Here is a 25746-nt window from a genome sequence, read left to right on the forward strand (position 1 = left end):
TTCGCATCGGACAACAAAAAAGGCGGCACACCGGCCGCCTTTTCCATTTCAAAGCTGGTTGATGTTACCGGTTCAGAAGAACGACCGGCCACGTTGCCACCAGCCGCCGCGTTTCGGCTTGTCTTCCTTGTCGTCGTCTCCAGATGTTTCGCTGGTTACGACAGGCTCGGCCGGTGCCTTGCGCGCAGGTGCTTCTTCTTCGGCATCGGCTTCGCTGGCAATCGGCTGCTCGGAAGTCGGCGTTTCGACCACGATCGTGTCAGCTTCAGCCATCACCGGGGTCTCATCTGCCGCATCGGCCTCTAGAGGAGCAGCGGCACCGTCCTGCTGCGCAGTTTCTTCCGCAGGGCTTTCGCCGTTAGCGTCCGAAACTGTGTCGCCATCGACGGCCTTTGCCTCATCGGCTTGGGCATCATCCTGTGATTCGGCTCCCGCAGCTTCTGTTTCCTGACCGCTTTCGGCGGCGGCTACGGCTTCGGAACCGGACTGATCGTCCTGCTTTTCTTCAGAGGAAGCGGCTTTGCGAGTTTCGTCATTGGTCTCGCCGTCGTTTTCAGCGCCACCTTCTGCCTGCATGTCGTCACCGTTGCGACGGCCGCGGCGACCACCACGGCGACCACGGCGGCGCTTGCGACGCGGTTCATCGTCACCGTCCTCATCACCACCGGAACGGGCTTCCTGCGGCTGCTCGTCATCGCCATCGGCATCGTCTGCTTCGGCGTTGACCTGGCGCGATTCGCCATCGTCCTGCTGGTTGTCGGAACCACCCCTCCGGCGCTTGCGCCGGCGGCGCCGGCGGCGACCGTCATTGTCGTCTTCCTGAGCGAATTCCTCGATGTCCGGCTGTTCGGTGTCTTCGTCGATGATCTCGATCGTATCCGGCTGGACAATCGCAGGAACGGGCATCGGCACACGGTCGCGATCGACCGGTGCACCGCGCTCCAGAACGTAGAGCTGGCCGTTGACCATGTCGTCCGCATGCACTTCGACATCGATGGCGAAGCGGGTTTCCAGATCGACCAGGTTCGAACGTTTCTGGTTGAGGATATAGAGCGCTACCTGCGTAGTGGTGCGAATGATCAGGTTGTGGGACGCGCCTTTCAGAAGGTTGTCCTCAACCGACCGCAGCACGTGAAGGGCAACGGATTCCACAGACCGGATCATGCCGGTGCCCTGGCAATGCGGGCACGGCGTGGTCGAGCTTTCCAGAACGCCGGTGCGGATGCGCTGACGCGACATTTCCAGCAGGCCGAAGTGCGAGATCCGGCCAACCTGAATGCGGGCGCGGTCGTTCTTCAGACAATCCTTCAGCTTGCGTTCGACCGACCGATTGTTCTTCGACTCTTCCATGTCGATGAAGTCGATGACGATCAGGCCGGCAAGATCGCGCAGGCGCAGCTGTCTGGTCACTTCTTCCGCCGCTTCCAGGTTGGTCTGGAGCGCGGTGTCCTCGATATTGTGTTCGCGGGTTGACTTGCCGGAGTTCACGTCGATCGAGACCAGAGCTTCGGTCTGGTTGATGACAATGTAACCACCGGACTTCAGCGTTACCTGCGGCGAGAACATTGCATCGAGCTGCGGTTCGACACCGTAGCGGATAAACAGCGGCGAGGGGTCGCGGTAGGGCTGGACGTTCTTCGCATGGCTCGGCATGAGCATGCGCATGAAGTCCTTGGCCTCGCGGTAGCCTTCTTCGCCCGCAACCAGGACCTCGTTGATGTCCTTGTTGTAGAGGTCGCGGATCGATCGCTTGACCAGACTGCCTTCCTCGTAGACGAGGCTTGGAGCACTGGATTTCAAAGTCAGCTCGCGGACGTTTTCCCAAAGCCGCATCAGGTATTCGAAGTCGCGCTTGATCTCGGCCTTCGTCCGGCTTGCACCGGCGGTGCGCAGGATCACGCCCATGCCTTCCGGCACATCCATTTCGGAGGCAATCTTCTTGAGGCGCTTGCGGTCAGTCGGCTGGGTAATTTTGCGCGAAATGCCACCGCCACGGGCGGTGTTCGGCATCAGCACGGAATAGCGGCCTGCGAGCGACAGGTAGGTCGTCAATGCGGCGCCCTTGTTGCCGCGCTCTTCCTTGACCACCTGCACCAGAATGATCTGGCGGCGCTTGATGACTTCCTGAATCTTATATTGCTTGCGCAGCGGGACAATGCGCTCAGGAACTTCTTCCATCGCATCTTCCGCGCCGACGGATTCGACGGCATCGATATCATTGTCGGCATCATCGTCATCGTCGTTCTGACGCTGGCGGCGACGGCCGCGCCCGCGGCCACGCGAGCGAACCGGAGCCTCTTCTTCCTCGTCTGCTTCTTCCTCGGAAGAGGACGCTTCGTCGTCATTTTCGTCGGACGCGTCTTCGTCCGTGCTGCGCGCGGATACGGCTTCGCCATCCGTTTCGTCGGCTGAGGTCTCTTCGGAAACTGCGTCAGTCTCTTCAGTGGCTTTTACGGCCACTTCGTCGCCTTCTGCTGAGTCTTCGGAGGCATCCGCCTCAACCTTGTCGCTGGCAACGGTTTCAGCAGCTTCGTTTCGTGCTGCACGGGAGCGGCGGCGGCGCTTTGGTTTTTCTTCACCGTCCGAATCATCACGCTGTCTGTCGGCTGCTTCCGCAGCCAGAAGTGCTTCCCGGTCGGCAACAGGGATCTGATAGTAGTCAGGGTGAATTTCGCTGAAAGCGAGGAACCCGTGGCGATTTCCGCCATATTCGACGAATGCTGCCTGCAGGGACGGTTCGACCCGGGTTACCTTTGCAAGATATATGTTTCCGCGCAGTTGCTTCCGATTAGCTGCTTCAAAGTCGAATTCTTCAACCCGATTGCCACGCACGACGACGACCCGGGTCTCTTCCGGGTGGCCCGCGTCGATCAGCATTTTGTTTGCCATTATTGAACTTCTCCACGGCAGCACTCATGGGCGCATGTGCGAAACGCGCATCGCGCAGCAGGAGGATGTCTGCCGTATTTGTTTTGCTAAGATGAGAAAGAGCGTCTGCGCCCGGCGCGGTCGTATGATCAACGCAGGCAGCCGCTGAAGCGGTACCTTGCTGTATGTTGATCACCATGTGCATCGCGCGGGTCCTTCAGGCAACGCAGGCCCTTTAGTTAAGTCGTTGTACCTTCTGCCGGTATGCAGCCTGGCTTCGCCAATGGGCCTGCATCCGGTTCCGGAATGGGTCCGCTCCTAACGGCCGCCGAAAGCCTCGCCGGGGAAACTGCCGTTTTGTAAGGGCAACACGTCGCGAGGCGGGGCGGTCTCAAAGAGGTGCCGATACCAGATCCACTGTCTTCCAGGGCTTGTCTTTAAGCGGCAGAACGGCCTCTGTTCTGTCGTTAGAAGGCCTGGGAATGCGATAGCGTTGTGGATAGACACCCATGTCAGCTATCTGGAAAGGTATCGGTTTCAAACCGAAATCCGTAAGGTACTTTTACGTTCCGTCGCAGCGCATTGCAAGCAATGTGAATTGGATATGGCATTTTCCTTGCGTGGCGGATGGCGTATGACAGGGCTGACGGGGGCTCAACACGCGAAGTTTTCGAGCGAGATGGCCGAAATAATTGAGTTCAAGGACAGAATGAAACCGCAAGTAGACCAGGGACCGGGCGCTGTTTTGAGACTGGCGACGTCTTTCGCAGTGGTTTTGAGCATCTGCGTTGCTGCGTTTGCCGGCCTGACTTGCGCCGCATCTGCCGAACCGGAAAAGGCCCGGGTCACCGGAGCGCGCGTGGCAGGAGACGAGGTGCGCACGCGATTCGTCCTTGATATGAACCGTCAGGTAACACCGACCATCTCCGGCCTTGCCAACCCGGCCCGGCTGATCATTGACCTTCCCGAAGTGACATTTTCGCTACCGGCCGATTCTGGCGAGAGCGGGCGAGGGCTTGTCACCGACTGGCGCTTCGGCCTCTTTGCGGTTGGAAGATCCCGCGTGGTGATGGACCTGACGGGACCGGTGAAGGTCGACAAGACATTTTTCCTGCCGGCTGTCGATGACCAGCCAGCGCGGCTTGTTGTGGACCTTGTCAGCGCGACAGCCGACGAATTCGACACGTTTGTCGAGACCTCAAGGCCCAAGCGCGTCGTCGCCGGGAGTGATTCCGCACCGAAAAGTGACCGGTTGACCGCTCCAAAGAACAGGGACAAGCCGCTGATCGTCCTTGATCCGGGGCATGGCGGTATCGACACCGGGGCGACAGGTGTCCACGGAACTCTCGAAAAGGCGATCGTTCTCGACTTCGCTCAGCTTCTCAAGGAAAAGCTTGACGAAAGCGGGCTCTACAACGTTCAGCTTACCCGGGATGATGACACATTCATTCCGTTGGGGCGCCGAGTTGAAATCGGTCATGAACTCGAAGCCGACCTCTTCATCTCCATTCACGCCGATTCTGTCCGGCGCGGGCAGAAATTGGCGCGTGGCGCGACCGTCTACACAATTTCAGACAGGGCGTCGGACCAACTGGCCGAAGATCTGGCCCAGTCGGAAAACATGTCGGACGTCATCGCCGGTGTGGATCTGGCGGAAGAGCCAACAGAGGTGACAGATATCCTGATCGATCTTGCGCGACGCGAAACGAGGTCGTTTTCGGTCTATTTCGCCCGGTCGCTGGTGGACGAGCTTAAAAGCGCAGTCCGGCTGATCAATAACCCGCATCGTTCTGCGGGTTTCCGGGTGTTGAAGGCGCATGATGTGCCCTCGGTTCTGGTCGAGCTCGGCTATCTCTCCAACGAACATGACGAGAAGCTTCTGATTTCCGACGAATGGCGTGAACGCATGGCGAATGCCATGACCGAAGCTGTTCATGGTTTTTTCCGGCCGCGGCTTGCGCGGCAACAAGCAGCACCGTCACAGTAAAAATCCTTGCATTGCTTTCAAAATGGCAGGTTAGCACTGGCGATTGCCTCAGCATCGCCATATTGGTGCACGAGGAAGGCAGACAAGTTTGTGCGACTGTCGGCATCGGTGATGCTGAGCAAATGTTTCCGTGTTAAAAAGCTGGAAGCGCTAAGAACGGGGAAAGACGAGCCCGCGGTATGAAATTTTTGGTGAAGTTTTTTGGCTACCTGTTCGGAATCGGCGCGATCTTTGCGCTGCTGATTGCCGCCGGGGTCTGGATGTACCTGCAGGACCTGACGAAGGATCTGCCGGATTATACGGCCCTGAAGAACTATGAGCCACCGGTCATGACGCGTGTGCATGCCGCGGACGGTAGTCTTATGGCCGAATACGCGACTCAAAGGCGCATGTTCCTGCCGATCCAGGCAATCCCGGATCGCGTCAAGCAGGCGTTTGTCGCTGCCGAAGACAAGAATTTCTACACCCACATCGGTGTTGACCCGGAAGGTATCGCCCGTGCGGCGGTGCGTTTCATCCAGAACTATGGGTCCGGTCGTCGTCCGGAAGGTGCTTCGACCATCACGCAGCAGGTCGCAAAGAACTTCCTCTTGTCCGATCTCGTGAGCGAAGAGCGTGAACGCCGTTCCGCCGCGTATGAGCGCAAGGTGAAGGAAGCGGTCCTTTCCCTGCGCATCGAGCAGGCCTATACCAAGGACGAAATTCTCGAGCTCTATCTCAACGAGATCTATTTTGGCTTCGGGGCCTACGGCGTCGCGGCCGCTTCGCTGATCTATTTCGACAAGTCGGTTCACGAACTGTCGCTTGAAGAAATCGCCTATATGGCAGCGCTGCCGAAAGGTCCGAGCAACTATCATCCTTACAGGAAGACAGAGGCCGCCATTGCGCGCCGCAACTACGTGATCGACCGTATGATCGCAGACGGTTACGTAAGCGCTCAGGACGGCGAGGAAGCCAAACAGAAACCGATTGTCGTCAAGCCGCGTGAAACCGGCTCTCGCCTGTTTGCTGCCGAGTACTTCACTGAGGAAGTCCGCCGCGAAGTGGCCGACATCTTCGGCGACAAGCGCCTGTACGAAGGCGGGCTTTCGGTGCGGTCGACGCTTGACCCCGAAATGCAGAAACTGGCCCGCAAGTCGTTGATGGACGGTTTGATTGCCTTCGACCACCAACGTGGCAGCTGGAATGGCCCTGTCGACAAGATCACCCTTGGTGCCGACTGGGGCATCGATCTGGCCAAGGTGGAAGCCTTGAGCGATCTGCCGGAGTGGAAGCTCGCGGTGGTTCTGGAAGCCGGCGGTGAAGAGGCCAAGATTGGCGTTCAGCCGGAACGGCAGGTCAGTGGCCAGCTTTCCGAAGAACGCAAGACCGGCCCGATGTTCCTGAGCACCATGAAATGGGCCCGGGTCAAGGGCAGGGCGCCGAGCGCCGTTTCCGATGTGCTGACACCTGGTGATGTTGTTTATGTCCAGGAAAGCCCGGTTGCTCCGGGAACCTATGAACTTCGTCAGATCCCGAAGGTGTCGGGCGCTCTGGTGGCGATGGACCCCTATACCGGCCGTGTCCTTGCACTTGTCGGTGGTTTCAGCTTTGCACAGAGCGAATTCAACCGTGCAACGCAGGCCTATCGGCAACCTGGGTCGTCCTTCAAGCCGTTCCTTTACGCTGCCGCTCTCGACAACGGTTACACGCCATCTTCCGTGATCATGGATGCGCCTCTGGAAATCAGCCAGGGCCCAGGTCTCGGCACGTGGCGTCCGCAGAACTACGGCGGCAAATTCTACGGTCCGTCGACCCTGCGCACAGGTATCGAGCTCTCGCGGAACGTCATGACTGTTCGGCTCGCTCAGGACATGGGCATGCCGCTGGTCGCGGAATATGCAAAGCGTTTTGGCATCTACGACAACATGCTTCCGGTTCTGTCGATGTCGCTTGGTGCGGGGGAAACCACCGTGCTGCGCCTGACCACCGCTTATGCGACCATCGCCAATGGCGGCAGGAAAGTTCGACCGACCCTGATCGACCGTATTCAGGACCGCTATGGCCGCACCATCTACAAGCATGACAGCCGCATCTGTGACGGCTGTACGCAGGATGTGTGGGAAGGCCAGGACGAACCGACCCTGATCGACGATCGCGAGCAGGTTCTCGACCCGATGACGGCCTATCAGATCACATCGATGATGGAAGGCGTTGTTCAGCGCGGTACGGCAACGTCCGTTCGTGCGGTAGGGCGTCCGGTCGCCGGCAAGACCGGTACCACCAACGACGAAAAAGACGCCTGGTTCATGGGCTTTACGCCGGATCTTGCGGTCGGTGTTTTTGTGGGCTTCGACAATCCGAAACCGATGGGCCGCGGGGCAACCGGCGGTCAGGTGGCGGCGCCGATCTTCACCGAGTTCGTCAAGACTGCTCTGGCCGACAAGCCGCCGGTGGAATTCCGTGTACCCAAGGGCCTTCAGCTGATCCCGATCAACCGCCGCACCGGTCTTAGAACCGCTGCCGGCGATCCGGGGTCGATCCTGGAAGCCTTCAAGCCGGGCATGGCTCCGCCGGACAGTTACTCCGTCATCGGGTTCCAAGACACCATGGGAGTTCCGACTGCGGTTTCTCCGGAAGCGCAGCAGGCCGTTACGGTCGGTACAGGCGGTCTTTACTGACCCGCCTGGCCTAGCAGGGGCTGGCCGACTGTCAGGTCATCGCGAGATCCTTTTCGACGGTTTACAGCGAAGTCCTGCTTGGGTAATGTCCCGCTCCAATTCTCGGCCCGGTGCCTCTTGCAGGAGACCGGGCCGCTTCACATCAAAAGCGAGGTATCCGATGCGCGCCGAAATGGAAGCGATCGTCGATGAAATCAAGCAGGCCATAAGCCTGCTGAGGAGGCATCTTTGACTGGGATCAGGCCGTCGTCCGACTGGAAGAGCTGAACGCCCTTTCCGAAGATCCGAACCTCTGGAATGAGCCGTCCAAGGCCCAGAAGCTGATGCGCGAGCGTCAGCAGCTTGATGACAGCATTGGTGGCATCAAGTCGCTGGAACAGGACCTTTCCGACAATATCGAACTGATCGAACTCGGCGAGATGGAAGACGACAAGTCGGTCATTACCGATGCCGAGGAAGCGCTTCGTGGTCTCAAGGGCAAGGTCAACCAGCTGCAGCTCAATTCGCTGCTGTCCGGTGAGGCCGATGCGAACGACACGTACCTGGAAATCAACTCCGGTGCCGGCGGCACCGAGAGTCAGGACTGGGCGTCCATGTTGCTTCGCATGTACCGCCGGTGGGCGGAAAAGCGGGGCTTCAAGGTCGAAGTGCTGGAATATCATGACGGTGAAGAAGCGGGCATCAAGTCTGCGACCTTGCTGATCAAGGGCGAGAATGCCTATGGCTGGCTGAAGACCGAATCGGGCGTGCATCGCCTCGTGCGGATTTCGCCCTATGACAGCAACGCTCGCCGCCACACCAGCTTCTCCAGTGCCTGGGTCTATCCGGTGATTGACGATTCCATCGAGATCGACATCAACGAGAGTGATTGCCGCATTGATACCTACCGCGCCTCCGGTGCCGGTGGTCAGCACGTCAACACGACCGATTCCGCCGTGCGTATCACGCACCAGCCAACCGGTATCGTGGTGCAGTGCCAGTCGGAGCGCTCACAGCACAAGAACCGTGCAACCGCCTGGTCGATGCTGAAGGCTCGCCTTTACGAAGCAGAGTTGAAGAAGCGCGAAGAAGCGGCCAGCGCCGAAGCTGCCTCGAAAACCGACATCGGCTGGGGGCACCAGATCCGCTCTTACGTCCTTCAGCCCTATCAGTTGGTCAAGGACCTGCGCACAGGCGTTGAGAGCACGTCTCCGGGAGATGTTCTGGATGGCGATCTGGATGAATTCATGGAAGCTGCGCTGGCACAGCGCGTCTTTGGTGGAGATCCGGTCGAAGTCGCCGATATCGACTAAAGATACAGCGGAAAATACAAATGAAAGCGGGGCCATTTGGCCCCGCTTTTTTGTTTCAGCCTTGCTCATCCTTCAAAGGTCGAGTGCCGAGAAGCGATCGCCTGCTGCCAGGAAAGCTGCCGGATTGCCGGGCTTGTCATGCCGGCGGATCTCGTAGTGGAGATGCGGACCAGTGGAGCGACCGGTGGAGCCGACATTGCCGACGAGGTCGCCCGCCAGAACATGGTCACCTTCCGATACCTGAATGCGGCTCATATGGGCATAGCGGGTGACGAACCCGTTCGCATGACGGATCTCCACCATCTTGCCGTAGCCACCGTTACGTCCCGCACTGATTACTGTGCCGGGTGCCGTTGCGAATACGCGTGCGCCGTAAGGGGCCTTGAAGTCGATGCCGGTGTGCATGGCCAGCCGACCCAGGAACGGATCAACCCGAGGACCGTAAGTGCTTGACACGGAGCCGTTCCGGACCGGCCGTTTGATCGGCAAACGCAGTGCGGTAAATTTCACGCGGCGCAGAGTGTCCAGGGCTGTGTTTGCACGGTCCAGGCGGTCTGGAAAGTTCTCGTCGTTGATCGGCTGGAACGGGCCGCCGAGGGAGGTCTTTTCACGCAGTGTGGCGTTGAGCCCGGGCGTAATAGAGCGCGTGATGCGGAGGATGTCCTCAATACGGCCTTCCGTCGCGATGGTGATCGCATCGACGGCAGCCGTGCTTTCTTCGTCCATCATGGAGATGTCAGCCTTTACCGCGTCGAGGGCAGCCTGTTTCTCAGAGTTTTTTTTTACGTCGGCATCCGGCGTTGCGGTATCGGTTGCCGGCTGCTGCAGAATAGCCAGTGGATCGAAGGATCTTGTGGAGCCGTCGCGCAATCCCAAGGCCTTTACCGGTTCCTCGATCAACTCGCTTTCGCCGCCGATTGCAGATTTGTCGCTACCATCCAGAGAGGCGAGGTTGCGCTCGTCGAGTGAAGGTTTTTCCGGGGGCAGGGGCTTGTCGTTGCTGAGGTAGATACCGACGCTTTCCGCCCTGGCAACCAGGTCGGCCACGATGGCATGGCGCTGATTGAGGTCTTGCTGCCGGCGCAGAACGTCCATTACCTGGATCTCGACGGTTTCCCTGTCGACCATCTGGCGGCTCGTCAGATTTGCAATCTCGGTGCGCAGGCGGTCGATGTGGTCCTGATACTCCAGCACCAACTCTGTTCTTTCAGCGCTGGCCTCGGCCATCATGTCACTGCGCAGGGCGTAGTAGCCAATTGTGCCTGCAACTGCCAAGGTTGCCGTCACGCAGCCGATTGCACCGCAAATAAGATGAACCGGCCTTACACTGTACGTGGTCGTCTTCTCGCCCTTTTCCAGAACCGGATGATGTGGCTCTGTCCGGGGGGCTTGATAGGTCCGCGTCGATTCTTGGCGCTGTTGCATTGTCACTCAGTCACTGCCTGCATTCTGCAAAAGATCTGAGCCTGATTAGAATTTGGTAAGGTTAATAATTCGTCTTCACGGTTGTGAAATTTATCCGATGAGAGGCGCAAGAGGCTTGTAAAAACCGGGAGTTAGTCCGGCTTCGGAACGCGCGCGATCGTTGAAGGGAGGTTTTAACGGACCCCTGAAGTGACGGCGCACGTAGGTGTGGAATGCCGACTCAGGTCTGATTCCCTGCCGGTCACACAGAAACCGGAACCACTTTGCGCCAAAGGCGACGTGGTTTTTCTCGTCCCGATAGATGATGTCCAGACATTTGGCAGTGTCTTCGTCACCGATTTCGCGGGCTTTTACGATCATCGGTGGCGTGATGTCGAGGCCTCTTGCCTCGAGTACCAACGGGATGATGGCAAGGCGGGCGGCAAGGTCGTGTCCGGTATCCTGCGCAGCCTGCCAGAGGCCGTCGTGGGCAGGCAGGTCTCCGTAGGTGGCGTCCAGTTTCGCCAGGCGCTCCTGCAGCATGGCAAAATGCTTGGCTTCCTCAAGCCCGACCCGCACCCAGTCGTCATAGTAGGACCTGGGCAGCCTGACGTGCGCGAAGCGTCCGATCAGGTCCCATGTCAGGTCCACTGCATTGAGCTCGATGTGTGCCAGGGAGTGTATCAGGGCAAGGCGGCCCGCCTTGCCCTTCAAGCTGCGTTTTGGCATGTCTCGCGGTGCAAGCAGAACAGGTTTTTCCGGCCGGCCCGGCCGATCCGGCATCGCACCATCTCTCGAGGGAGATCCGAGAGCGAGTTCACGCTGAAACCAGACCCTGGAGACAGCATAGGCAAGCCGCACTTTTTCGGCTGTATCGGAAGCGCATACGATCGCTCGCGCTCCGGCAACCAGGGTGTGCGGCAAGTTGTCCCTTCCGGCCACCATCCTGGCGCTGCCGGTTGCCGTTTCCAGTGGAGAATTCACAGGGCCCGCGCAGCCTCAAGAACGGCATCCGCGTGCCCTGGAACTTTTACCTTGCGCCAGATTTCGGCGATCTTGCCGTCTGCACCGACGAGAAAGGTGGAGCGTTCCACACCCATGTATTTCTTGCCGTACATGGATTTTTCGACCCAGACCCCATAGGCCTCCGCGACTTCCTTTTCCGTATCCGCCCCCAGCCTGATCGCCAGATTGTGCTTGGCGATGAACTTGTCGTGTTTGGCGGCCGTGTCAGGCGAGAGCCCGATAATGGTTACGCCAAGTTTGGCAAATGCATCGGACTGCTCAGTGAAGGCAATTGCCTCCTTTGTGCAGCCTGGCGTGTCATCCTTGGGATAAAAATACACTACGACGGGTTTTCCTTTGAGGGCGCTCAGCGACACCTTGTTGCCGCCATCACCTTCCAGTTCGAAATCCGGTGCGACATCTCCGACGGCCAATTCGCTCATCATGCCTTCCTTCTGTCAAAGTTTGTGCGTTAATGCCGGTTTCCGGCTGCGTCTACAATGGCTGCGGTCGCTTTTAGCAAAGCTTTCGCAGTATCATCAATCGCTCAGCGACTCGTCCGGAGCTGCAGTGAGGTAACCCGGCGCTTTGCTCCGAACCCGAACCCAAGCGCCTGTCTTACGCATGCAGGCGAAAGATTGGATTGACGTATTTGCCTAAAACCGGCGGATCTCAGAACACGGCCAAAGTGACGCCGAAAAAACGCAAGCGCTTGCGCTACGTTGTCGCCGCCGTTCTGGTTGGTCTTGTAGCCGGAATCGCCATTCTGTTTGCAACCGGACCAGTGCACATTCCGCTTCTTGGCAGCCTGCTGGCCTATCAAGGCACCCGAGGGCAGGTTGAACTTTCCATTGGCAGCGCAAGTGTCGATTTTACCGCGCCGGACGGCATCAATATCCTGATTTCGGATGCCAAGGCGGAGATCGCCGGTGGGTCACCTGTAAGCATCAGTCTTCCTGAACTGACTGCGCCGCTGAACAGGGATGCACTGCTCTCCGGCAAGCTCCATTTTTCGTCTCTAAACCTGACAAGGCCCCATGTGCGGATTGTCCTGGCGGGCGGGCCGGCGAAGTTTCCGGAAATGGGGCCGCTCATGGAGGCCGTCGACAGGGTCAGCGACGTAGTGGACGACCAGTTTGCCCGTCGAGGCCTCAGCTTCGTCAAGATCCGTGACGCTTCCTTCGAGTTGGCCGGTTCCATCCCCAGACGTTACAGAGGCATTGACGCGGACATCCTGCGTGACGACAACCGCTCGATACGGGCCTTCGCGCGAGTTGCCGGCAATATCTCCACCTGGAGACTGGAGCTTGCGCGCAACGCCCCGCCGGGTGCGAATGCCAAGAGCATCGGGGTGGTGGTCAACGGAATCACCCTTGCCGAACTGCTGGGGCCAAACGCGAAATCGGTGCAGGGCAAGGGGTTGGGACTTCCGGCCTCCGCCAAAATCGAGAGCAGACTGACAGGCGATGGCAAGTTTGTCTCCGCCAATGCGGTTGCGCGCGTGCGCAACGGCTGGTTTCAACTTGGCAAGACACTGGTCGCCTTTGACGATGCAGCACTGTCCCTGCTGTTCGAGGCGGGACAAAACGCAATTGAAATTACCAGTTCACATGTCATTCGCGGCAATTCACGCATCTTCTTCACGGGGTCTGTTTCGCCGGTTGCTGGTGATAGTCCCGAGTGGCAGATCAATCTGGATTCGGAATATCCGCAGTTCGGTTCCGCCGATGTTCCCGAAGAGCCGCATATGCTGGACGGCGTCCAGATTCGTGCGCGTTTCGATCCGCTTGAAAAATTGCTCTCCGTCGACCGCTTCACGGCGCGCTCGGGGAAGGCCGTCGTGCATGGTGTCGCTTCGTTGCAGATTACACCGGAAGGACCTTATCTGGCGCTGGCCGCTAATGGGGAGTTGATACCGGTTGCAGTGGCAAAGCAGCTCTGGCCGATCACGCTTGTGCCGCCGGCGCGCCGCTGGATCATCGAACGCCTGAAAGGCGGCTTGATCGAGACCGTTTCCTATACGGGCGCGCTCCGCCCGCCAGCATTTGATCCGCGGGATCCGGACCCGGGCTGGGCGGGGGACGACATGCGCCTGGACATGACGTTTTCCGATGGCGCAGTGACGCCTGTTGGGGACGTTCCGCAGATTGATGGCCTCGACGGTACGCTCACAATTGAAAACGAGACACTGACCGTGACCGCGACAGGCGGAACGGCGACGGCCTCAAGTGGTGGCGAGGTTACCCTGCCGGATGGTGTCTTCGCGATTCAGAACCTGCCTTTGCGGGACGGCAAGATGGCAAGCGTGAAGACCCGCATGGAGGGATCGGCGAGCGACCTTGGTGCGATGGTCAACAGTGCGCCTTTCCGCGTGCTGGACCGGGCTGATCTCAAGAATGATGGTGTTGAAGGGGCGGGAGAACTTGAAATCACGGCCTCTTTTCCCTTGGGCAATGAAATCGATCTTGCCGATATCAACTGGCAGGCGACAGGCCGTCTGACGAATTTCTCGGACAGCAATCCGATCATGGGGCACACGGTGCGCAAGTCGGATGTTGCGCTGGAGGCCAACAAGGATCAGGTCGCGATTACCGGCAAGGGGATACTCGACGGATTGCAGGCCGATATCGACCTTGTGGTGCCCTTGGGCGAATCCGGTGTAGCGGCACGACAGGATGTTGTTGTTGCGCTCAACGCGAAGCAGCTGAAAGAGAAGGGGGTGGATCTGACCGCCTTTCTCCAAGGCAACATGACCTTGAGCGTTGCAAAGGTCAGCGACGGACAGGAATTCGTCATCGACCTGAAACAGACGGATGTCCGGCTGCAGGCGCTCGGCTGGCAAAAAGCCAAGGGTGTTCCCGCAACGGCGTCTTTCAAGCTGGTTGAAACGGACACACAGCGCCGTGTGAAGGACTTCAAGCTGGTATCGGAGGGTGTCGATGTTGCCGGTTCGATGCAACTGTCGATGGCCGGCGATCTTGTCAGCGCATCGTTCAATACATTCAAGCTGCGCCCGGGCGACAATGTCGAAGTCGATATCCAGAAGGCGACGGACGGACGCTACGACATCATCTTTGCCGGATCTTCTTTTGACGGGCGCGGCCTGATCAAGAGCATGCGGAGCCCCGGTGGCAGCAAGGGAGCCGGTGATTTTTCGGGCGGTGCAAGAATTGCCGCCAATATTGACCGTGTGACCGGGTTCAACAATCAGGCGATCGAGAAATTCTCGGGCAAGATTGATACCGGTGCCAAGGGACTGGTCTCTGCGGACTTGAAGGGACTTGTGAATGGCCGTGCAAATTTCGAATTTACGGTGACGGACCAGGGCGGCACGCAGGCGGCAATTGGCGGTTTCGCAAACACAGGCGCAACACTGCGTTTCCTTGACCTCTACAAGCGTATGCGCGGTGGAACCGGGGTCCTGAATGTGGCGATGGCCGACGAAAACAGCTGGGTCGGCGATTTCAACGTGCGCTCACTGCGGATCACGGAAGATCCGGCCATTCAGCGTATCCGCGAGCAGAACCGCTCAAATCGCATCCCGGACGGGCGTGCGATCAATACCAACGAAGCTGCGGACACCGCCAGTTTCGAAACGCTGGATATCAATTTCTCACGGGAAGGCGAATTGCTGACCATCAGTCGCGGGGCACTCCAGGGCAACGCACTGGGAGGAACTGTCAGCGGTTCCGTGGATCTGTCGCAGCAGACGCTCAATCTTACCGGTACCTTCGTGCCGATCTACGCTCTCAACAATTTCTTCGCCAAGATCCCGCTGCTGGGCTTTGCGCTCGGAGGCAATTCCGGAGAAGGCCTCATCGGTGTGACCTATCGCTTGTCTGGTTCGGTGTCCGACCCGGTGCTCTCGGTCAACCCGATTTCGGCGATTGCACCGGGCATCTTCCGCAAGATGTTCGAGTTTCAGGCGAACTGAGCAATCGTACTAGCCAATGTCTGGCGGACCAGGCTGCCGCCGAAGGCCTTTGTTCCCGTCTCTCTTGTTACCGAACAAAAAAGCCGGGCGGTGCCCGGCTTTTTATCAGTTCTGGAGTGCTTCAGCTCAGACCGGCTTCAGGAGCACGTGCTTTTTCTTGCCGAGCGACAGTTTGACGATGCCGTCGCCGGTCAGATCAGCAAGCGTGATCTGGCGCTTGTCGTCCTGCTCGCCCTTGTCGTTGATCTTGACCGCGCCACCCTTGATGTTGCGGCGGACATCTCCATTCGAGGCGCACAGGCCTGCGCTCACAAACGCGGAGAGCACACCGATGCCGGCTTCCAGATCGGCCTTGGCAATTTCCACCGTCGGCAGGCCTTCGGCGGATTGGCCTTCTTCAAATGCCCTGCGGGCGGTCTCGGCAGCAGCTTCAGCGTTTTCCCGACCATGGATCAGGGCAGTCGCTTCCGTTGCCAGTATCTTCTTGGCCTCGTTGATCTCCGAGCCTTGCAGTGCCGCAAGACGGGCGATTTCGTCCATCGGAAGAACTGTGAAGAGCTTCATGAAACGCTCCACGTCGGCGTCTTCCGTGTTACGCCAGTACTGCCAATAGTCATAGGCGGAAAGCTGCTCTTCGTTGAGCCACACAGCGCCGGCGGCAGTCTTGCCCATCTTTGCACCCGACGACGTGGTCAGAAGCGGAGAGGTGAGGGCAAAGGCTTCGACTTCTGCCAGACGGCGAACGAGATCGGTGCCGGACAGGATGTTGCCCCACTGGTCGGAGCCGCCCATCTGTAGCCGGCAGCCGGTGCGACGGTAAATCTCCAGATAGTCGTAGCCCTGCAGGAGCATGTAGTTGAATTCGAGGAAGGACAGATGCTGTTCGCGTTCCAGACGCAGGCGCACACTGTCGCGCTGGATCATCTGGTTGACCGAGAAGTGGCGGCCGATGTCGCGAAGGAAGTCAACGTAATTGAGCTTCAGAAGCCAGTCCGCATTGTCCAGCATTATGGCGTCTGTCGGGCCGTCACCGAAGGTGAGAAGTTTTTCGAAGACCTTGCGAATGCCGGCCTTGTTGTCCTCGATCAGCTCTTCGGTGAGCATCTTGCGGGATTCGTCCTTGCCGGACGGATCACCGACGCGCGTGGTGCCGCCACCCATGAGGGCAATCGGCCGGTGGCCGGTCTTCTGGAACCAGTGCAGCATCATGATCGGCACGAGAGACCCGGCATGAAGGCTCGGTGCGGTGCAATCGAAACCAATGTAGGCCGTTACGGTTTCTTTCGCGCACAGCTCGTCCAGGCCCTTTGGGTCCGAGATCTGATGAATGAAACCGCGTTCTGAAAGAACGTTTAGAAAGTCCGATTTGAACTCGCTCATAGTCGCCTGTCCGTCCGTCTTGTGTGCCTGCCGGCATTCCTGCGGTCGTGCTCTAGCGCGTGCCGCAGGACTTGTAAATTGCGCCTGCCGGAAAATCAGGACGCTGCAGCGCTCTGCCGCTGGTTAATTGCCGACCTGGCCGTTGGCGCGCACCTTCACACAGACGAATTTCAATTCGCCCCCCTCCCAGGCAAGGCGCATGCCTTCCGAGAGTGTCCGCGGAACGGCTTCACTCAAGGCAGCCTGACATTCCGCTTCATCCTGAAACGTGCCTTCATCGGCGACCGCCCAGACATTGGGACCGCTCAAAAGCTGAATGGATACGGCCATAATCACCCACATGGATAGCTCCTACTTTCTTGTGAGACCCCTGGTCCCGGACATTTTCCCAACACACTCCGGCACACACCCTGGCGAAAGTGACGCAGCGTGATCACAGTCACAGCCAACATAGCAGGCGGCGCCTACATTCAATTCATCAGCAGCGCAACGAAAGCCGCTGTTCAACAATTGAAAGGAGCCGTCATGTTTCGCAAGTTTGCAATAGCCGCCGTCGCAGTCGCCACCATGGCAACCGCTGCCGTCACCATTACCCCGAACGAAGCTCATGCCAAGAACCGTCGTGGTGGCGCGATCGCCGCAGGTGCCATCATCGGCCTTGCTGCCGGCGCTATCATCGCCTCCCAGGCTCAGCCGCGCTACTACCAGCCGGTCCGCTGCCAGAACCGGCCGGTGACCCGCTGGAGCCCTTACCATGGTCGGTATATCGTCGTTGGTTACCAGCGTGTCTGTTACTGATCTCATCCACCGCACAAGCGAATGGCCTCCTTCGGGAGGCTTTTTCGTCTTGAGATTTGGTTGAACCTCCTTTTCAACACGGGACAGTGAAATCATTCGTCCGGTGTTCCATGTCTTCCTTTCCCTCGCTCTCTCCCTCTCGCGTTCATGGCCTCATATGCGGCACTCTGGAACCCGGCCCCCTGAATACCCTTGCGGACATCGATGGTATTGCGGTTGGGCACAAAACCGTGTGCGACGGCGACCTCAGAACCGGTTTCACGGCAATCGTGCCGCACTCGGGCAATCTCTTTCGCGAGAAACTTCCTGCCGCCGTCGAGGTGATCAACGGCTTCGGGAAAAGTGCTGGTTTGGTACAGGTCGACGAACTCGGGACGCTGGAAACCCCGATCCTGCTGACCAACACCTTTGGCGTTGGCACCGGTGTGAATGCGCTCATCCGCAGGGCAATTGACGAAAATCCCGAAATAGGCCGTTCCACAGGCACGATCAATCCTGTGGTGATGGAGTGCAATGACGGCTACCTGAGCGATATACAGGCAATGGCCTTGAGCGAAGCCGATGCGGAAGCGGCTCTGAAGGCTGCAGGTTCGAAGGTGGAGCAGGGCAGTGTCGGGGCAGGGACGGGCATGAGCGCGTTCGGCTTCAAAGGCGGTATCGGTTCGGCCTCGCGCGTCTTTGAGCTTGGAGGCCGTCAGCACAGACTTGCCGCCCTGGTGCTTGCCAATTTCGGTCGCCCCGGAGACCTTGTCCTGCCGGATGGACGCAGACCGCATCCCAAGGAGGCGCGCCATAGCGAAGAACGCGGTTCGGTCATCGTTGTTCTGGCGACAGATGTGCCTCTTGAAAGCCGGCAACTGAAACGCATTGCCCGCAGGGCCGGGGCGGGTTTGGCGCGGCTGGGTGCCTACTATGGCAATGGAAGCGGCGATATCGCACTTGCCTTTTCAACTGCCTGCAAGATTGCCCATTTCGAGGAGAGCGATTTCATCGCTCGCGATATTCTCAAGGAAGACAAGATCGATGTCCTGTTTCAGGCAGCAGCTGAAACGACGCAGGAGGCCGTACTCAATGCGATGATCGCGTCTCCCGCCATGCGTGGGCGGGGGCGTAGCAAACGGCCGTCTCTTGCCGATTGGCTTGATGGGCGCGCCTAAGTCGCTCGCGATTTTCTCGCGCGGCTTGTCGGACTGGCCAAGGCTGCTTGTGGAATTGTCGGTGGTAACCAACTCACTTTTGCGCTGAGACATGGAAAGAGGGTTGCTTGGAAAACAAAAAGGCCGGGCAAATGCCCGGCCTTTCCGCTTGTTTGAACCCGAAGGGATCAGACAGAGTAGTACATGTCGAATTCGACCGGGTGCGGGGTCATTTCGAAACGCTCGACTTCTTCCATCTTCAGTTCGATGTAAGCGTCGATCTGGTCGTCGTCGAACACGCCTCCGGCTTTCAGGAACTCACGGTCTGCATCGACTGCTTCCAGTGCTTCGCGCAGGGAGCCGCAAACGGTCGGGATTTCTGCAAGCTCTTCGGCCGGAAGGTCGTAGAGGTTCTTGTCCATCGCGTCGCCCGGGTGGATCTTGTTCTTGATCCCGTCGAGGCCGGCCATCAGCAGGGCGGAGAAGCAGAGGTACGGGTTCGCGGACGGATCCGGGAAGCGAACTTCAACGCGCTTAGCCTTCGGAGAGGCGGTGAACGGAATACGGCAGGAAGCCGAACGGTTACGCGAGGAATAGGCCAGCAGAACCGGTGCTTCGTAGCCCGGGACCAGACGCTTGTAGGAGTTGGTCGACGGGTTGGTGAAGGCGTTCAGGGCCTTGGCGTGCTTCAGGATGCCGCCGATGAAGTACAGGCAGCTTTCCGAAAGGTCGGCATACTGGTTGCCGGCAAAGGTCGGCTCGCCGTTGTTCCAGATGGACAGGTGGCAGTGCATGCCGGTGCCGTTGTCACCGAATACCGGCTTCGGCATGAAGGTGGACGTCTTGCCGTAGGCATGTGCGACCTGGTGGACGACATACTTGTACTTCTGCATGTTGTCGGCGCAACGGGTCAGGTGATCGAACTTCATGCCGAGTTCGTGCTGTGCAGCAGCCACTTCGTGGTGATGCTTTTCGGTCGGAACGCCCATTTCGGCCATGACGGACAGCATTTCGGAACGGATGTCCTGTGCGCTGTCGATCGGCGGAACCGGGAAGTAGCCGCCCTTGGTGCGCGGACGGTGGCCCAGGTTGCCGGTTTCGTACTCGGAACCCATGTTGGACGGCAGTTCGGAGCTGTCGAGCATGAAGCCGGTGTTATACGGGTCGGCAGTGAAGCGGACGTCGTCGAACATGAAGAATTCAGCTTCCGGGCCGACGAAAATGGTGTCGCCGAAGCCGCCGGACTTCACGTAGGCTTCTGCCTTCTTCGCGGTCATGCGCGGATCGCGGTTGTAGCCTTCACCGGTGACCGGGTCGACGATGTCGCAGAAGATCGCCATGGTGGACTGTGCGAAGAACGGGTCGATGTGTGCGGATTCCGGATCCAGGATCAGCATCATGTCGGACTCGTTGATGGCCTTCCAGCCTGCGATTGACGAGCCGTCGAATGCGACGCCTTCAGCAAACATGTCTTCGTCAACGAGTACTACGTCCATGGTGACGTGCTGCATTTTACCCTTAGGATCGGTAAAGCGCAGGTCGACGAATTTCACGTCTTTTTCCTGAATCTCCTTAAGGATTTCAGCGGCAGTGGTCATAATGTCCATCCCTTTAGTTTTTCATGTGAACGGTTGGGTACTGTTCCGGCCCGGCAGAGTGTCTTAAATTTGGCTCCGTTGCGTGGGACCGGAATTCGGATTGCCGGCGAGTGCCGGAATGGGTGGGTCAGATAGCGTCTATGCCGGATTCACCGGTACGGATACGGACTGCTTCTTCGATGTTTGAAACGAAAATCTTGCCGTCGCCAATGCGGCCTGTTTGCGCAGCGGATCTGATTGCGTCAACGGCTTTCTCGACCATGTCGTCGCCAAGTACAATTTCCACTTTCACCTTGGGCAGGAAATCCACGACATATTCAGCGCCGCGATAGAGTTCCGTGTGGCCTTTCTGACGGCCGAAGCCCTTGGCTTCCGTAACGGTGATGCCCTGGAGACCGACCTCTTGCAGAGCTTCTTTGACCTCGTCCAACTTGAAGGGTTTGATGATCGCTTCGATCTTTTTCATCACCTTGTGTCTCTCTCCACTTTTAAGGCCGGATAATTTCGGCGTGCCCTTTTCCGATCCTGCGGGACAAAACGACCCGGTCGGGCCCGGAAGGGACCGTTGCAAGCTATAAAGCACGATGTGTGCCAAACGGCCATGACAACCCGTAAATTTTACCCGCGCTGGGAAATCCGCCACTAAAAGCGGCAAATTCAATCAGCGGGGTGGTGGTCAGTCGCCTATCCCATTTGTCATATGATCACGAAATAAGCAAAGAGCCTAAAAAATAGGCTGAATTTTAGCAATCGGATGAGATTGCCCTGCGCAGCGGTTGCATGATTTTGCACAATCTCAAGTCAATCGACGGTTCCAACCGGCGTCGCTGGGTGCGTTGCTCTGATGTATGGGCAGTTCCTGGCTGATTTCCGGATTGAGGAACCATCCCCGCCCTTACGCGTTGCAGAAGAACTGGAATATGGAGACGGCTATGCTTTTCTACGCTTTGGCTGTGGTGGCCATTGCTCTCGTTGCGGGTTTGTTCGGGTTTTTTGGAATGGCGGGCGTGTCGGCTTCGATTGCACAAATCTTGATCGGGCTGTTCCTTGCAGTTTTTGTGCTTTCCCTGATTGCGGGCATGCTACGAAGGTAGTCACGAATATCCTGGACCCACGAAACGCCATCGGGGTTCGCGTCTTTTGAGCTTTATGTGAGGTTATCCGTGCGCAGGCTCACATGGCATAATGCCAGCCAGTCTGATGAGCAGCTTCGAGAATATCTCATTCTCGCATTGCTTCGTTCGCGTGCCTGCGTCACCTTGCAGGACGACGCGCTTCAATACCTTTATATCGCGAACTTGCCTCACATATGGTCGGTGCCCGAGGGAGAGACCCCGAAGGACGAAACGGTCTTCGGTCATTCCGTGGGCAGGCAGCTCGACGACGCCAAGAAGGTAGTGCTGGAGACGGGGCGGTCGGAAAAGCTCGAGGTGATGGCTGAAGGAGGCCACGTTTTCGAGATCCATATCGAAACGATTTCCGGTGTTGAAGGCATCAACCAGGTGCTGACAACCATTGTCGATGTTACGGAAAGCCGCCGACGAGAGCAGGCGCTCAAGGATTTGCTGCTGGAAGTCAGTCACAGATCGAAGAACCTTTTGGCTGTCATCCAGAGCCTGGCAGGCCAGTCCGCTCGCTACGCCGGGTCTCTCGAGCAGTTTCTTGCCGAGTTTCAGGGGCGGATCTTTTCCCTTTCAAATTCGCAGGATCTCGTGACGGAATCCGACTGGTTCGGTGTTCGCCTGTTCGATCTTGCCCGAGCTCAACGCGCGCTGTTTGATTCAAAGCGGGTCATTCCCATTTCCATGACGGGCGAAAACCCTTTGCTGACCCCCAATGCTGCGCTTTACATCGGCCTGGGCTTGCATGAATTGATCGCCGCAACACTGGTCGTCGGCAGGGCTTCGGCTGACGAGGGAATATTGCTCACCTGCAAAACGGTGATGAGGCAGGGCCGGTTGTGCCTCGTTGTCAACTGGAATGCAGGAGAGAGGGGCGGGGTAGACACCAAAGAGGCACTTGCCGCAGGTGAAGCAGGTGGTGACAGGACCGCATTTTCCGCCTTGCTGCTTGAAACAGTGCTGCCGCAATCCTTGAGCGGCTCTGGCGAATTGAGCATCTCGCCTGACGGAATAGATTACAGCATGGTGTTTCCGAAGACTGAGTACAACGTTCGGCGGGAGATGGGTGAAGACCTGCTCCGGGCCTGAATTCTGCGTTCAAATTCTTCACTGCTCGCAGTAACTCATTCGGCTGATCGACGGTTGCAGGGCCTTCTCGGAATGGTTGTTTTAGAATACTTCAATGAATATTGAAATTAACAAATGTTATGATGATATTTTGAAATTTGTTGTTGGTTCTACAGGTGATTTTTGTTGCTTGCATCGTGAAAACTTCCTAATTCTGTTTTCTCCATACCTTCTTCCCGGATCAGGCCCGCGGCGATGAAAAGACACATTCCCCTTCTTGTGTTCGTGATAAGTGCCGCTATCGGCCTGTCGCTGACCTACGTCATTCTGGACAGGGAGCGAGCGGTTGAGCGGCGGGAATTCGAGATACTCGCAGAAGAGGCGGTCGACCGGATCCGCGGGCGCACCGAGCAGAACTTTTCTCTCATTGCAGCGACGCATTCGTTTTTCGAGGCGGATGGCGGAGCCATGTCGAGGGCCAAATTCCAGAGCTTTGCCCTTGGTTTGTTCCTGAAGGGGCATTTGTCCGGCATGCAGGGTATCGGCTTTGCCAAGCTGATGCAGACCGGCAGGGAAGATGAGGCAAGCCTGGCATTGCAGCAGAATTACGAACTGGAACGTCAGGTCTGGCCCGAGACGGACCAGGAACATCGGACCCCCATCATACTGCTTGAACCGCTAGACCTGCGAAACAAGGCTGCACTCGGCTTCGACATGTTCAGTGACGAAACCCGCCGCAAGGCCATGCTGGCGTCGGCAGACACCTTCACCGTCAAGGCATCGGCCCCAGTCATGCTGGTTCAGGAAATCACGGAGGAGAAGCAGACGGGATTCCTGGCGTACCTCCCGCTGGCAAGTGAAGAAGAAGCTGCCGGAGAAAAACTGAACGGCGAAGAAAGCATCCAGGGCTTTGTATATGCGCCTTTCCGTGCCGGGGATCTGCACAAGGCTGCCCTGACTTCTCCAACCCCGGTACCGGTTCTTGTCAACACGACCGACGTGACGGACGAGCAGCCGGAGCACCTGTACACCTCTGAAGACTATGAAGCGCGCGCCGCGGAAGCTGAAAATCTCGTGACACGGCAGATAGAAGTCGGCGGACGGGTTTGGGAGATCTCCGTTATCGAAGCCGCTTCAAAGGACAACGCCTTTCTTTATTGGCGCACCTTCATGCTTGGTTCGATATCTCTGCTGTTTTCCGCTGCGCTCGCGGTCTCGATTCGCTCCCGCCTGCGGGCGAGGGAGGCCAATCAGCGCCTGAAGGAAATGTCTGAAAAGACGATCCAGGAAAAGGATCTGATGCTTCAGGAAATGAAGCACCGGATCAAGAATTCAATTGCCCGCATTCTCGCGATTGCTCGCCAGACCGCCGGGGCCTCCGAAAGCCTGGAGGAATTCAATGATTCGTTCAGCTCTCGGCTGCAGGCAATGGCGAATGCACAGGATCTGTTGACCCGGTCCAGGTGGTCGAAAGCCGACCTGAAGGCATTGCTTCTGCAGGAACTGGAGCAGGTCTTTGGTGAGGGGGCAAAGGGCATCAAGCTTGCAGGACCGGCCGTTCAACTGAACGAGACCGGCACCCATGCGCTCGGTCTGGTGTTTCACGAGCTTGCAACGAACGCGATGAAATATTCCGATGTCTTTGCTGATGACGGACGCTTCGAGGTTATCTGGAAAGTCCTGCCGGCCAAAAAAGGCAAGCAGCTTGAGCTCGACTGGCTTGAGGAGACCGGAAAAGTGATTGAAGCTCCGAAAAATTTCGGCTTCGGCAGCAGGCTCATGGAAGCGCTGGTGGCTGGCGAGATGAATGGCAAGATCGATCGGCAGTTCACCGAGAAGGGTGTTGCCATTCGGATTTCCGTGCCTCTGGTCTGAGAATCGGCTGCTGGGCCATGATTTGCCCGAGTGCATTCTCAAGCGCCGTTTGAACATGGAAGGGACTGCCTAAAAATGAGCCAGCATGGCACGGCCCAGGATTATGAGTTGCTGACGCCGCAGGAGATGGCGAAAGCCGATCGACTGAGCATTGAGGGTGGTGTTCCAGGTATCGAACTCATGGAGCGTGCCGGCCAGGCTGTGGCACGTGCTGCGGCGCGGATGGTTCCCGCTTCAGGTCGGATAGTCATTCTATGCGGTCCCGGCAACAATGGCGGTGACGGTTTCATTGCGGCGCGGTGTCTGGCGTCAGCCGGATACTGCGTTGATGTCAGGTTGCTCAAAGCGCCCGACGCTCTGAAGGGAGATGCGCTTGAAGCCTTTCGGCGCATGGGGCTTTCTTCTGTTCTCGCTGTTGAGGGCGATCATGTCGCGGGCGATCTAGGCGCTTTATTGGATGGCGCCGATCTGATCGTGGATGCTCTCTTCGGGGCAGGGCTGGACCGCGCTTTAGATGGTGCTGCCGAAGCTTTGGTGAAAGCTGTCAACAAGTGTGGCGCATCTGTACTTTCCGTAGATCTTCCATCCGGAGTTCAAGGCGCAGACGGTGTTGTCTGTGGCGAGGCTGTCAGTGCGCAAGAGACGGTCACGTTCTTTCGGCAAAAGCCGGGGCATTTGCTTTATCCCGGTCGTCAAGCCTGTGGCTGGGTTACTGTTGCGCAGATTGGCATCGATGTAACCGTTCTCGATCAAATCGTGCCCGACACTTTCGTCAACGGGCCGGACCTCTGGTTTGACCATTGGCCACAAGTCGCACCGACCGGTCACAAGTATTCCAAGGGGCATGCGGTTGTCTTTGGCGGTCCGGTCACGGCAACCGGTGCTGCGCGGTTGTCGGCTGGCGCTGCGCTGCGGGCGGGGGCGGGGCTCGTAACATTGGCGTCGCCGCCGGATGCGCTTTTGGTCAATGCAAGCCATCTGACGGCGGTAATGCTGAAGAAGGTTGCCTCTGAAAACGGTATTCGCGATCTCTTGTCGGACAAGCGCCTCAACGCGGTACTGATCGGTCCGGGCTATGGTGTTGGTGAAAAGACCCGATCGGCGGTAGCGGAGATTCTGGACTGTAACCGGGCAAGCGTATTCGATGCCGATGGTCTGACGAGTAGTGCCGTTGATCGCGCTCCGTTTTTCGAAAGCATCAGGTCGCATAAGGAACCGGTCGTTCTGACGCCGCATGAGGGAGAGTTTGCTCGCCTTTTCCCGGAACTTGCAGGTAGCAAGCTGACCCGTGCCAGGGAAGCAGCACGAATGTCCGGCGCAGTCGTGATTCTGAAGGGGCCGGACAGCGTTGTCGCTGCGCCGGATGGGCGTGCGGCAATCAATTGCAACGCACCTCCATGGCTTGCAACAGCCGGGTCTGGTGATGTGCTTGCCGGAATTGTAGTCGGTCTGCTTGCGCAGGGTGTTACCGGCTTCGAGGCGGCCGCAATGGCCGTCTGGCTACATGGCGAAGCTGGCCGGGAGGCCGGGCCGGGGCTGATCGCAGAAGATCTTGAGAGTGCCCTGAAACCCGTGCTTCGCGCACTTGTGGAGAAATCCGATTTACGGTGAGGCAGGGCG

The 25746-nt window shown here is 58.1% G+C and carries 18 protein-coding genes; 10 read left to right on the forward strand and 8 right to left on the reverse strand.

Features of this window, described 5'->3' with window-relative positions:
• Nucleotides 1-72: 72 nt before the first annotated feature.
• On the reverse strand, nucleotides 73-2889 hold the full coding sequence (locus FIV03_RS19190; protein WP_152510643.1) for an Rne/Rng family ribonuclease: 2817 nt from the start codon (nucleotides 2887-2889) through the stop codon (nucleotides 73-75).
• A 688-nt stretch (nucleotides 2890-3577) separates the two neighbouring features.
• Here FIV03_RS19190 and FIV03_RS19195 point away from each other — a divergent pair.
• From FIV03_RS19195 to prfB, 3 genes are all read left to right on the forward strand, one after another.
• Nucleotides 3578-4855: an N-acetylmuramoyl-L-alanine amidase gene (locus tag FIV03_RS19195; RefSeq protein ID WP_152510644.1), complete on the forward strand. Its 1278-nt coding sequence runs from the start codon at nucleotides 3578-3580 to the stop codon at nucleotides 4853-4855.
• 188 nt (nucleotides 4856-5043) lie between these two features.
• Entirely contained in the window at nucleotides 5044-7515 is a 2472-nt protein-coding gene (locus FIV03_RS19200; protein ID WP_062491600.1) for a penicillin-binding protein 1A, read from the forward strand.
• Nucleotides 7516-7675: 160 nt separating this feature from the next.
• A protein-coding gene (gene prfB / locus FIV03_RS19205; RefSeq protein WP_152510645.1) for a peptide chain release factor 2 occupies nucleotides 7676-8807 on the forward strand; the annotation gives its coding sequence in 2 pieces (ribosomal slippage) (nucleotides 7676-7741 and nucleotides 7743-8807; 1131 coding nt in all).
• 72 nt (nucleotides 8808-8879) lie between these two features.
• Here the strand turns inward: prfB and FIV03_RS19210 are convergent.
• The 3 genes from FIV03_RS19210 to bcp form a co-directional block, all read right to left on the reverse strand.
• Nucleotides 8880-10232 carry a M23 family metallopeptidase gene (locus FIV03_RS19210; protein WP_152510646.1) on the reverse strand — a complete coding sequence of 451 codons (1353 nt, stop codon included), beginning with the start codon at nucleotides 10230-10232 and terminating at the stop codon, nucleotides 8880-8882.
• 90 nt (nucleotides 10233-10322) lie between these two features.
• A complete protein-coding gene (locus tag FIV03_RS19215) occupies nucleotides 10323-11156 on the reverse strand; it encodes a ferritin-like domain-containing protein (protein WP_152511987.1) in 834 nt (277 codons plus the stop codon).
• 35 nt (nucleotides 11157-11191) lie between these two features.
• A complete protein-coding gene (gene bcp / locus FIV03_RS19220) occupies nucleotides 11192-11659 on the reverse strand; it encodes a thioredoxin-dependent thiol peroxidase (protein WP_152510647.1) in 468 nt (155 codons plus the stop codon).
• Nucleotides 11660-11904: 245 nt separating this feature from the next.
• On the opposite strand from bcp, the gene FIV03_RS19225 reads away from it, so the two are divergent.
• On the forward strand, nucleotides 11905-15150 hold the full coding sequence (locus FIV03_RS19225) for an AsmA-like C-terminal domain-containing protein (protein WP_209010549.1): 3246 nt from the start codon (nucleotides 11905-11907) through the stop codon (nucleotides 15148-15150).
• 126 nt (nucleotides 15151-15276) lie between these two features.
• Here FIV03_RS19225 and tyrS read toward each other — a convergent pair whose 3' ends face one another.
• Together tyrS and FIV03_RS19235 are read right to left on the reverse strand one after the other, a co-directional pair.
• Entirely contained in the window at nucleotides 15277-16530 is a 1254-nt protein-coding gene (gene tyrS / locus FIV03_RS19230; RefSeq protein WP_152510648.1) for a tyrosine--tRNA ligase, read from the reverse strand.
• 123 nt (nucleotides 16531-16653) lie between these two features.
• Complete coding sequence (locus FIV03_RS19235) at nucleotides 16654-16872, reverse strand: hypothetical protein (RefSeq protein ID WP_152510649.1); 219 nt, start codon at nucleotides 16870-16872, stop codon at nucleotides 16654-16656.
• Nucleotides 16873-17055: 183 nt separating this feature from the next.
• Here FIV03_RS19235 and FIV03_RS19240 point away from each other — a divergent pair, with 183 nt between their 5' ends.
• Nucleotides 17056-17328, forward strand: a complete 273-nt coding sequence (locus FIV03_RS19240) for a tyrosyl-tRNA synthetase (protein WP_152510650.1) — start codon at nucleotides 17056-17058, stop codon at nucleotides 17326-17328.
• Between the two features lie 110 nt (nucleotides 17329-17438).
• Entirely contained in the window at nucleotides 17439-18485 is a 1047-nt protein-coding gene (locus tag FIV03_RS19245; RefSeq protein WP_152510651.1) for a P1 family peptidase, read from the forward strand.
• A gap of 167 nt (nucleotides 18486-18652) precedes the next feature.
• Here FIV03_RS19245 and glnA read toward each other — a convergent pair whose 3' ends face one another.
• The gene (gene glnA / locus FIV03_RS19250) at nucleotides 18653-20062 is read right to left on the reverse strand and encodes a type I glutamate--ammonia ligase (RefSeq protein ID WP_055656579.1); all 1410 of its coding nucleotides are present in this window, start codon (nucleotides 20060-20062) and stop codon (nucleotides 18653-18655) included.
• Between the two features lie 127 nt (nucleotides 20063-20189).
• Complete coding sequence (locus tag FIV03_RS19255; RefSeq protein ID WP_006934743.1) at nucleotides 20190-20528, reverse strand: P-II family nitrogen regulator; 339 nt, start codon at nucleotides 20526-20528, stop codon at nucleotides 20190-20192.
• A gap of 466 nt (nucleotides 20529-20994) precedes the next feature.
• Between FIV03_RS19255 and FIV03_RS19260 the strand changes: the two genes are divergently transcribed.
• The 4 genes from FIV03_RS19260 to FIV03_RS19275 all read left to right on the forward strand — a co-directional run bounded on the left by FIV03_RS19260 (nucleotide 20995) and on the right by FIV03_RS19275 (nucleotide 25737).
• Nucleotides 20995-21156: a DUF1328 family protein gene (locus tag FIV03_RS19260; RefSeq protein ID WP_082444556.1), complete on the forward strand. Its 162-nt coding sequence runs from the start codon at nucleotides 20995-20997 to the stop codon at nucleotides 21154-21156.
• 69 nt (nucleotides 21157-21225) lie between these two features.
• Complete coding sequence (locus FIV03_RS19265) at nucleotides 21226-22272, forward strand: sensor histidine kinase (protein ID WP_152510652.1); 1047 nt, start codon at nucleotides 21226-21228, stop codon at nucleotides 22270-22272.
• A gap of 234 nt (nucleotides 22273-22506) precedes the next feature.
• Nucleotides 22507-24126 carry a CHASE domain-containing protein gene (locus FIV03_RS19270; protein ID WP_152510653.1) on the forward strand — a complete coding sequence of 540 codons (1620 nt, stop codon included), beginning with the start codon at nucleotides 22507-22509 and terminating at the stop codon, nucleotides 24124-24126.
• 75 nt (nucleotides 24127-24201) lie between these two features.
• The gene (locus tag FIV03_RS19275; protein ID WP_286202207.1) at nucleotides 24202-25737 is read left to right on the forward strand and encodes an NAD(P)H-hydrate dehydratase; all 1536 of its coding nucleotides are present in this window, start codon (nucleotides 24202-24204) and stop codon (nucleotides 25735-25737) included.
• The last annotated feature ends 9 nt before the right edge of the window (nucleotides 25738-25746 follow it).

The organism is Labrenzia sp. THAF187b, from assembly GCF_009363375.1.
GTDB classification, from domain to species: Bacteria; Pseudomonadota; Alphaproteobacteria; order Rhizobiales; family Stappiaceae; genus Roseibium; species Roseibium algicola.

Excerpts from the sequence above, each read along its gene's own strand:
- FIV03_RS19190 (WP_152510643.1), bottom strand. The coding sequence starts at position 2,889 with ATGGCAAACAAAATGCTGATCGACGCGGGCCACCCGGAAGAGACCCGG.
- FIV03_RS19195 (WP_152510644.1), top strand. The coding sequence starts at position 3,578 with ATGAAACCGCAAGTAGACCAGGGACCGGGCGCTGTTTTGAGACTGGCG.
- FIV03_RS19210 (WP_152510646.1), bottom strand. The coding sequence starts at position 10,232 with ATGCAACAGCGCCAAGAATCGACGCGGACCTATCAAGCCCCCCGGACA.
- FIV03_RS19215 (WP_152511987.1), bottom strand. The coding sequence starts at position 11,156 with ATGGTGGCCGGAAGGGACAACTTGCCGCACACCCTGGTTGCCGGAGCG.
- bcp (WP_152510647.1), bottom strand. The coding sequence starts at position 11,659 with ATGAGCGAATTGGCCGTCGGAGATGTCGCACCGGATTTCGAACTGGAA.
- tyrS (WP_152510648.1), bottom strand. The coding sequence starts at position 16,530 with ATGAGCGAGTTCAAATCGGACTTTCTAAACGTTCTTTCAGAACGCGGT.
- FIV03_RS19235 (WP_152510649.1), bottom strand. The coding sequence starts at position 16,872 with ATGTGGGTGATTATGGCCGTATCCATTCAGCTTTTGAGCGGTCCCAAT.
- FIV03_RS19240 (WP_152510650.1), top strand. The coding sequence starts at position 17,056 with ATGTTTCGCAAGTTTGCAATAGCCGCCGTCGCAGTCGCCACCATGGCA.
- FIV03_RS19245 (WP_152510651.1), top strand. The coding sequence starts at position 17,439 with ATGTCTTCCTTTCCCTCGCTCTCTCCCTCTCGCGTTCATGGCCTCATA.
- glnA (WP_055656579.1), bottom strand. The coding sequence starts at position 20,062 with ATGACCACTGCCGCTGAAATCCTTAAGGAGATTCAGGAAAAAGACGTG.
- FIV03_RS19255 (WP_006934743.1), bottom strand. The coding sequence starts at position 20,528 with ATGAAAAAGATCGAAGCGATCATCAAACCCTTCAAGTTGGACGAGGTC.
- FIV03_RS19260 (WP_082444556.1), top strand. The coding sequence starts at position 20,995 with ATGCTTTTCTACGCTTTGGCTGTGGTGGCCATTGCTCTCGTTGCGGGT.
- FIV03_RS19270 (WP_152510653.1), top strand. The coding sequence starts at position 22,507 with ATGAAAAGACACATTCCCCTTCTTGTGTTCGTGATAAGTGCCGCTATC.
- FIV03_RS19275 (WP_286202207.1), top strand. The coding sequence starts at position 24,202 with ATGAGCCAGCATGGCACGGCCCAGGATTATGAGTTGCTGACGCCGCAG.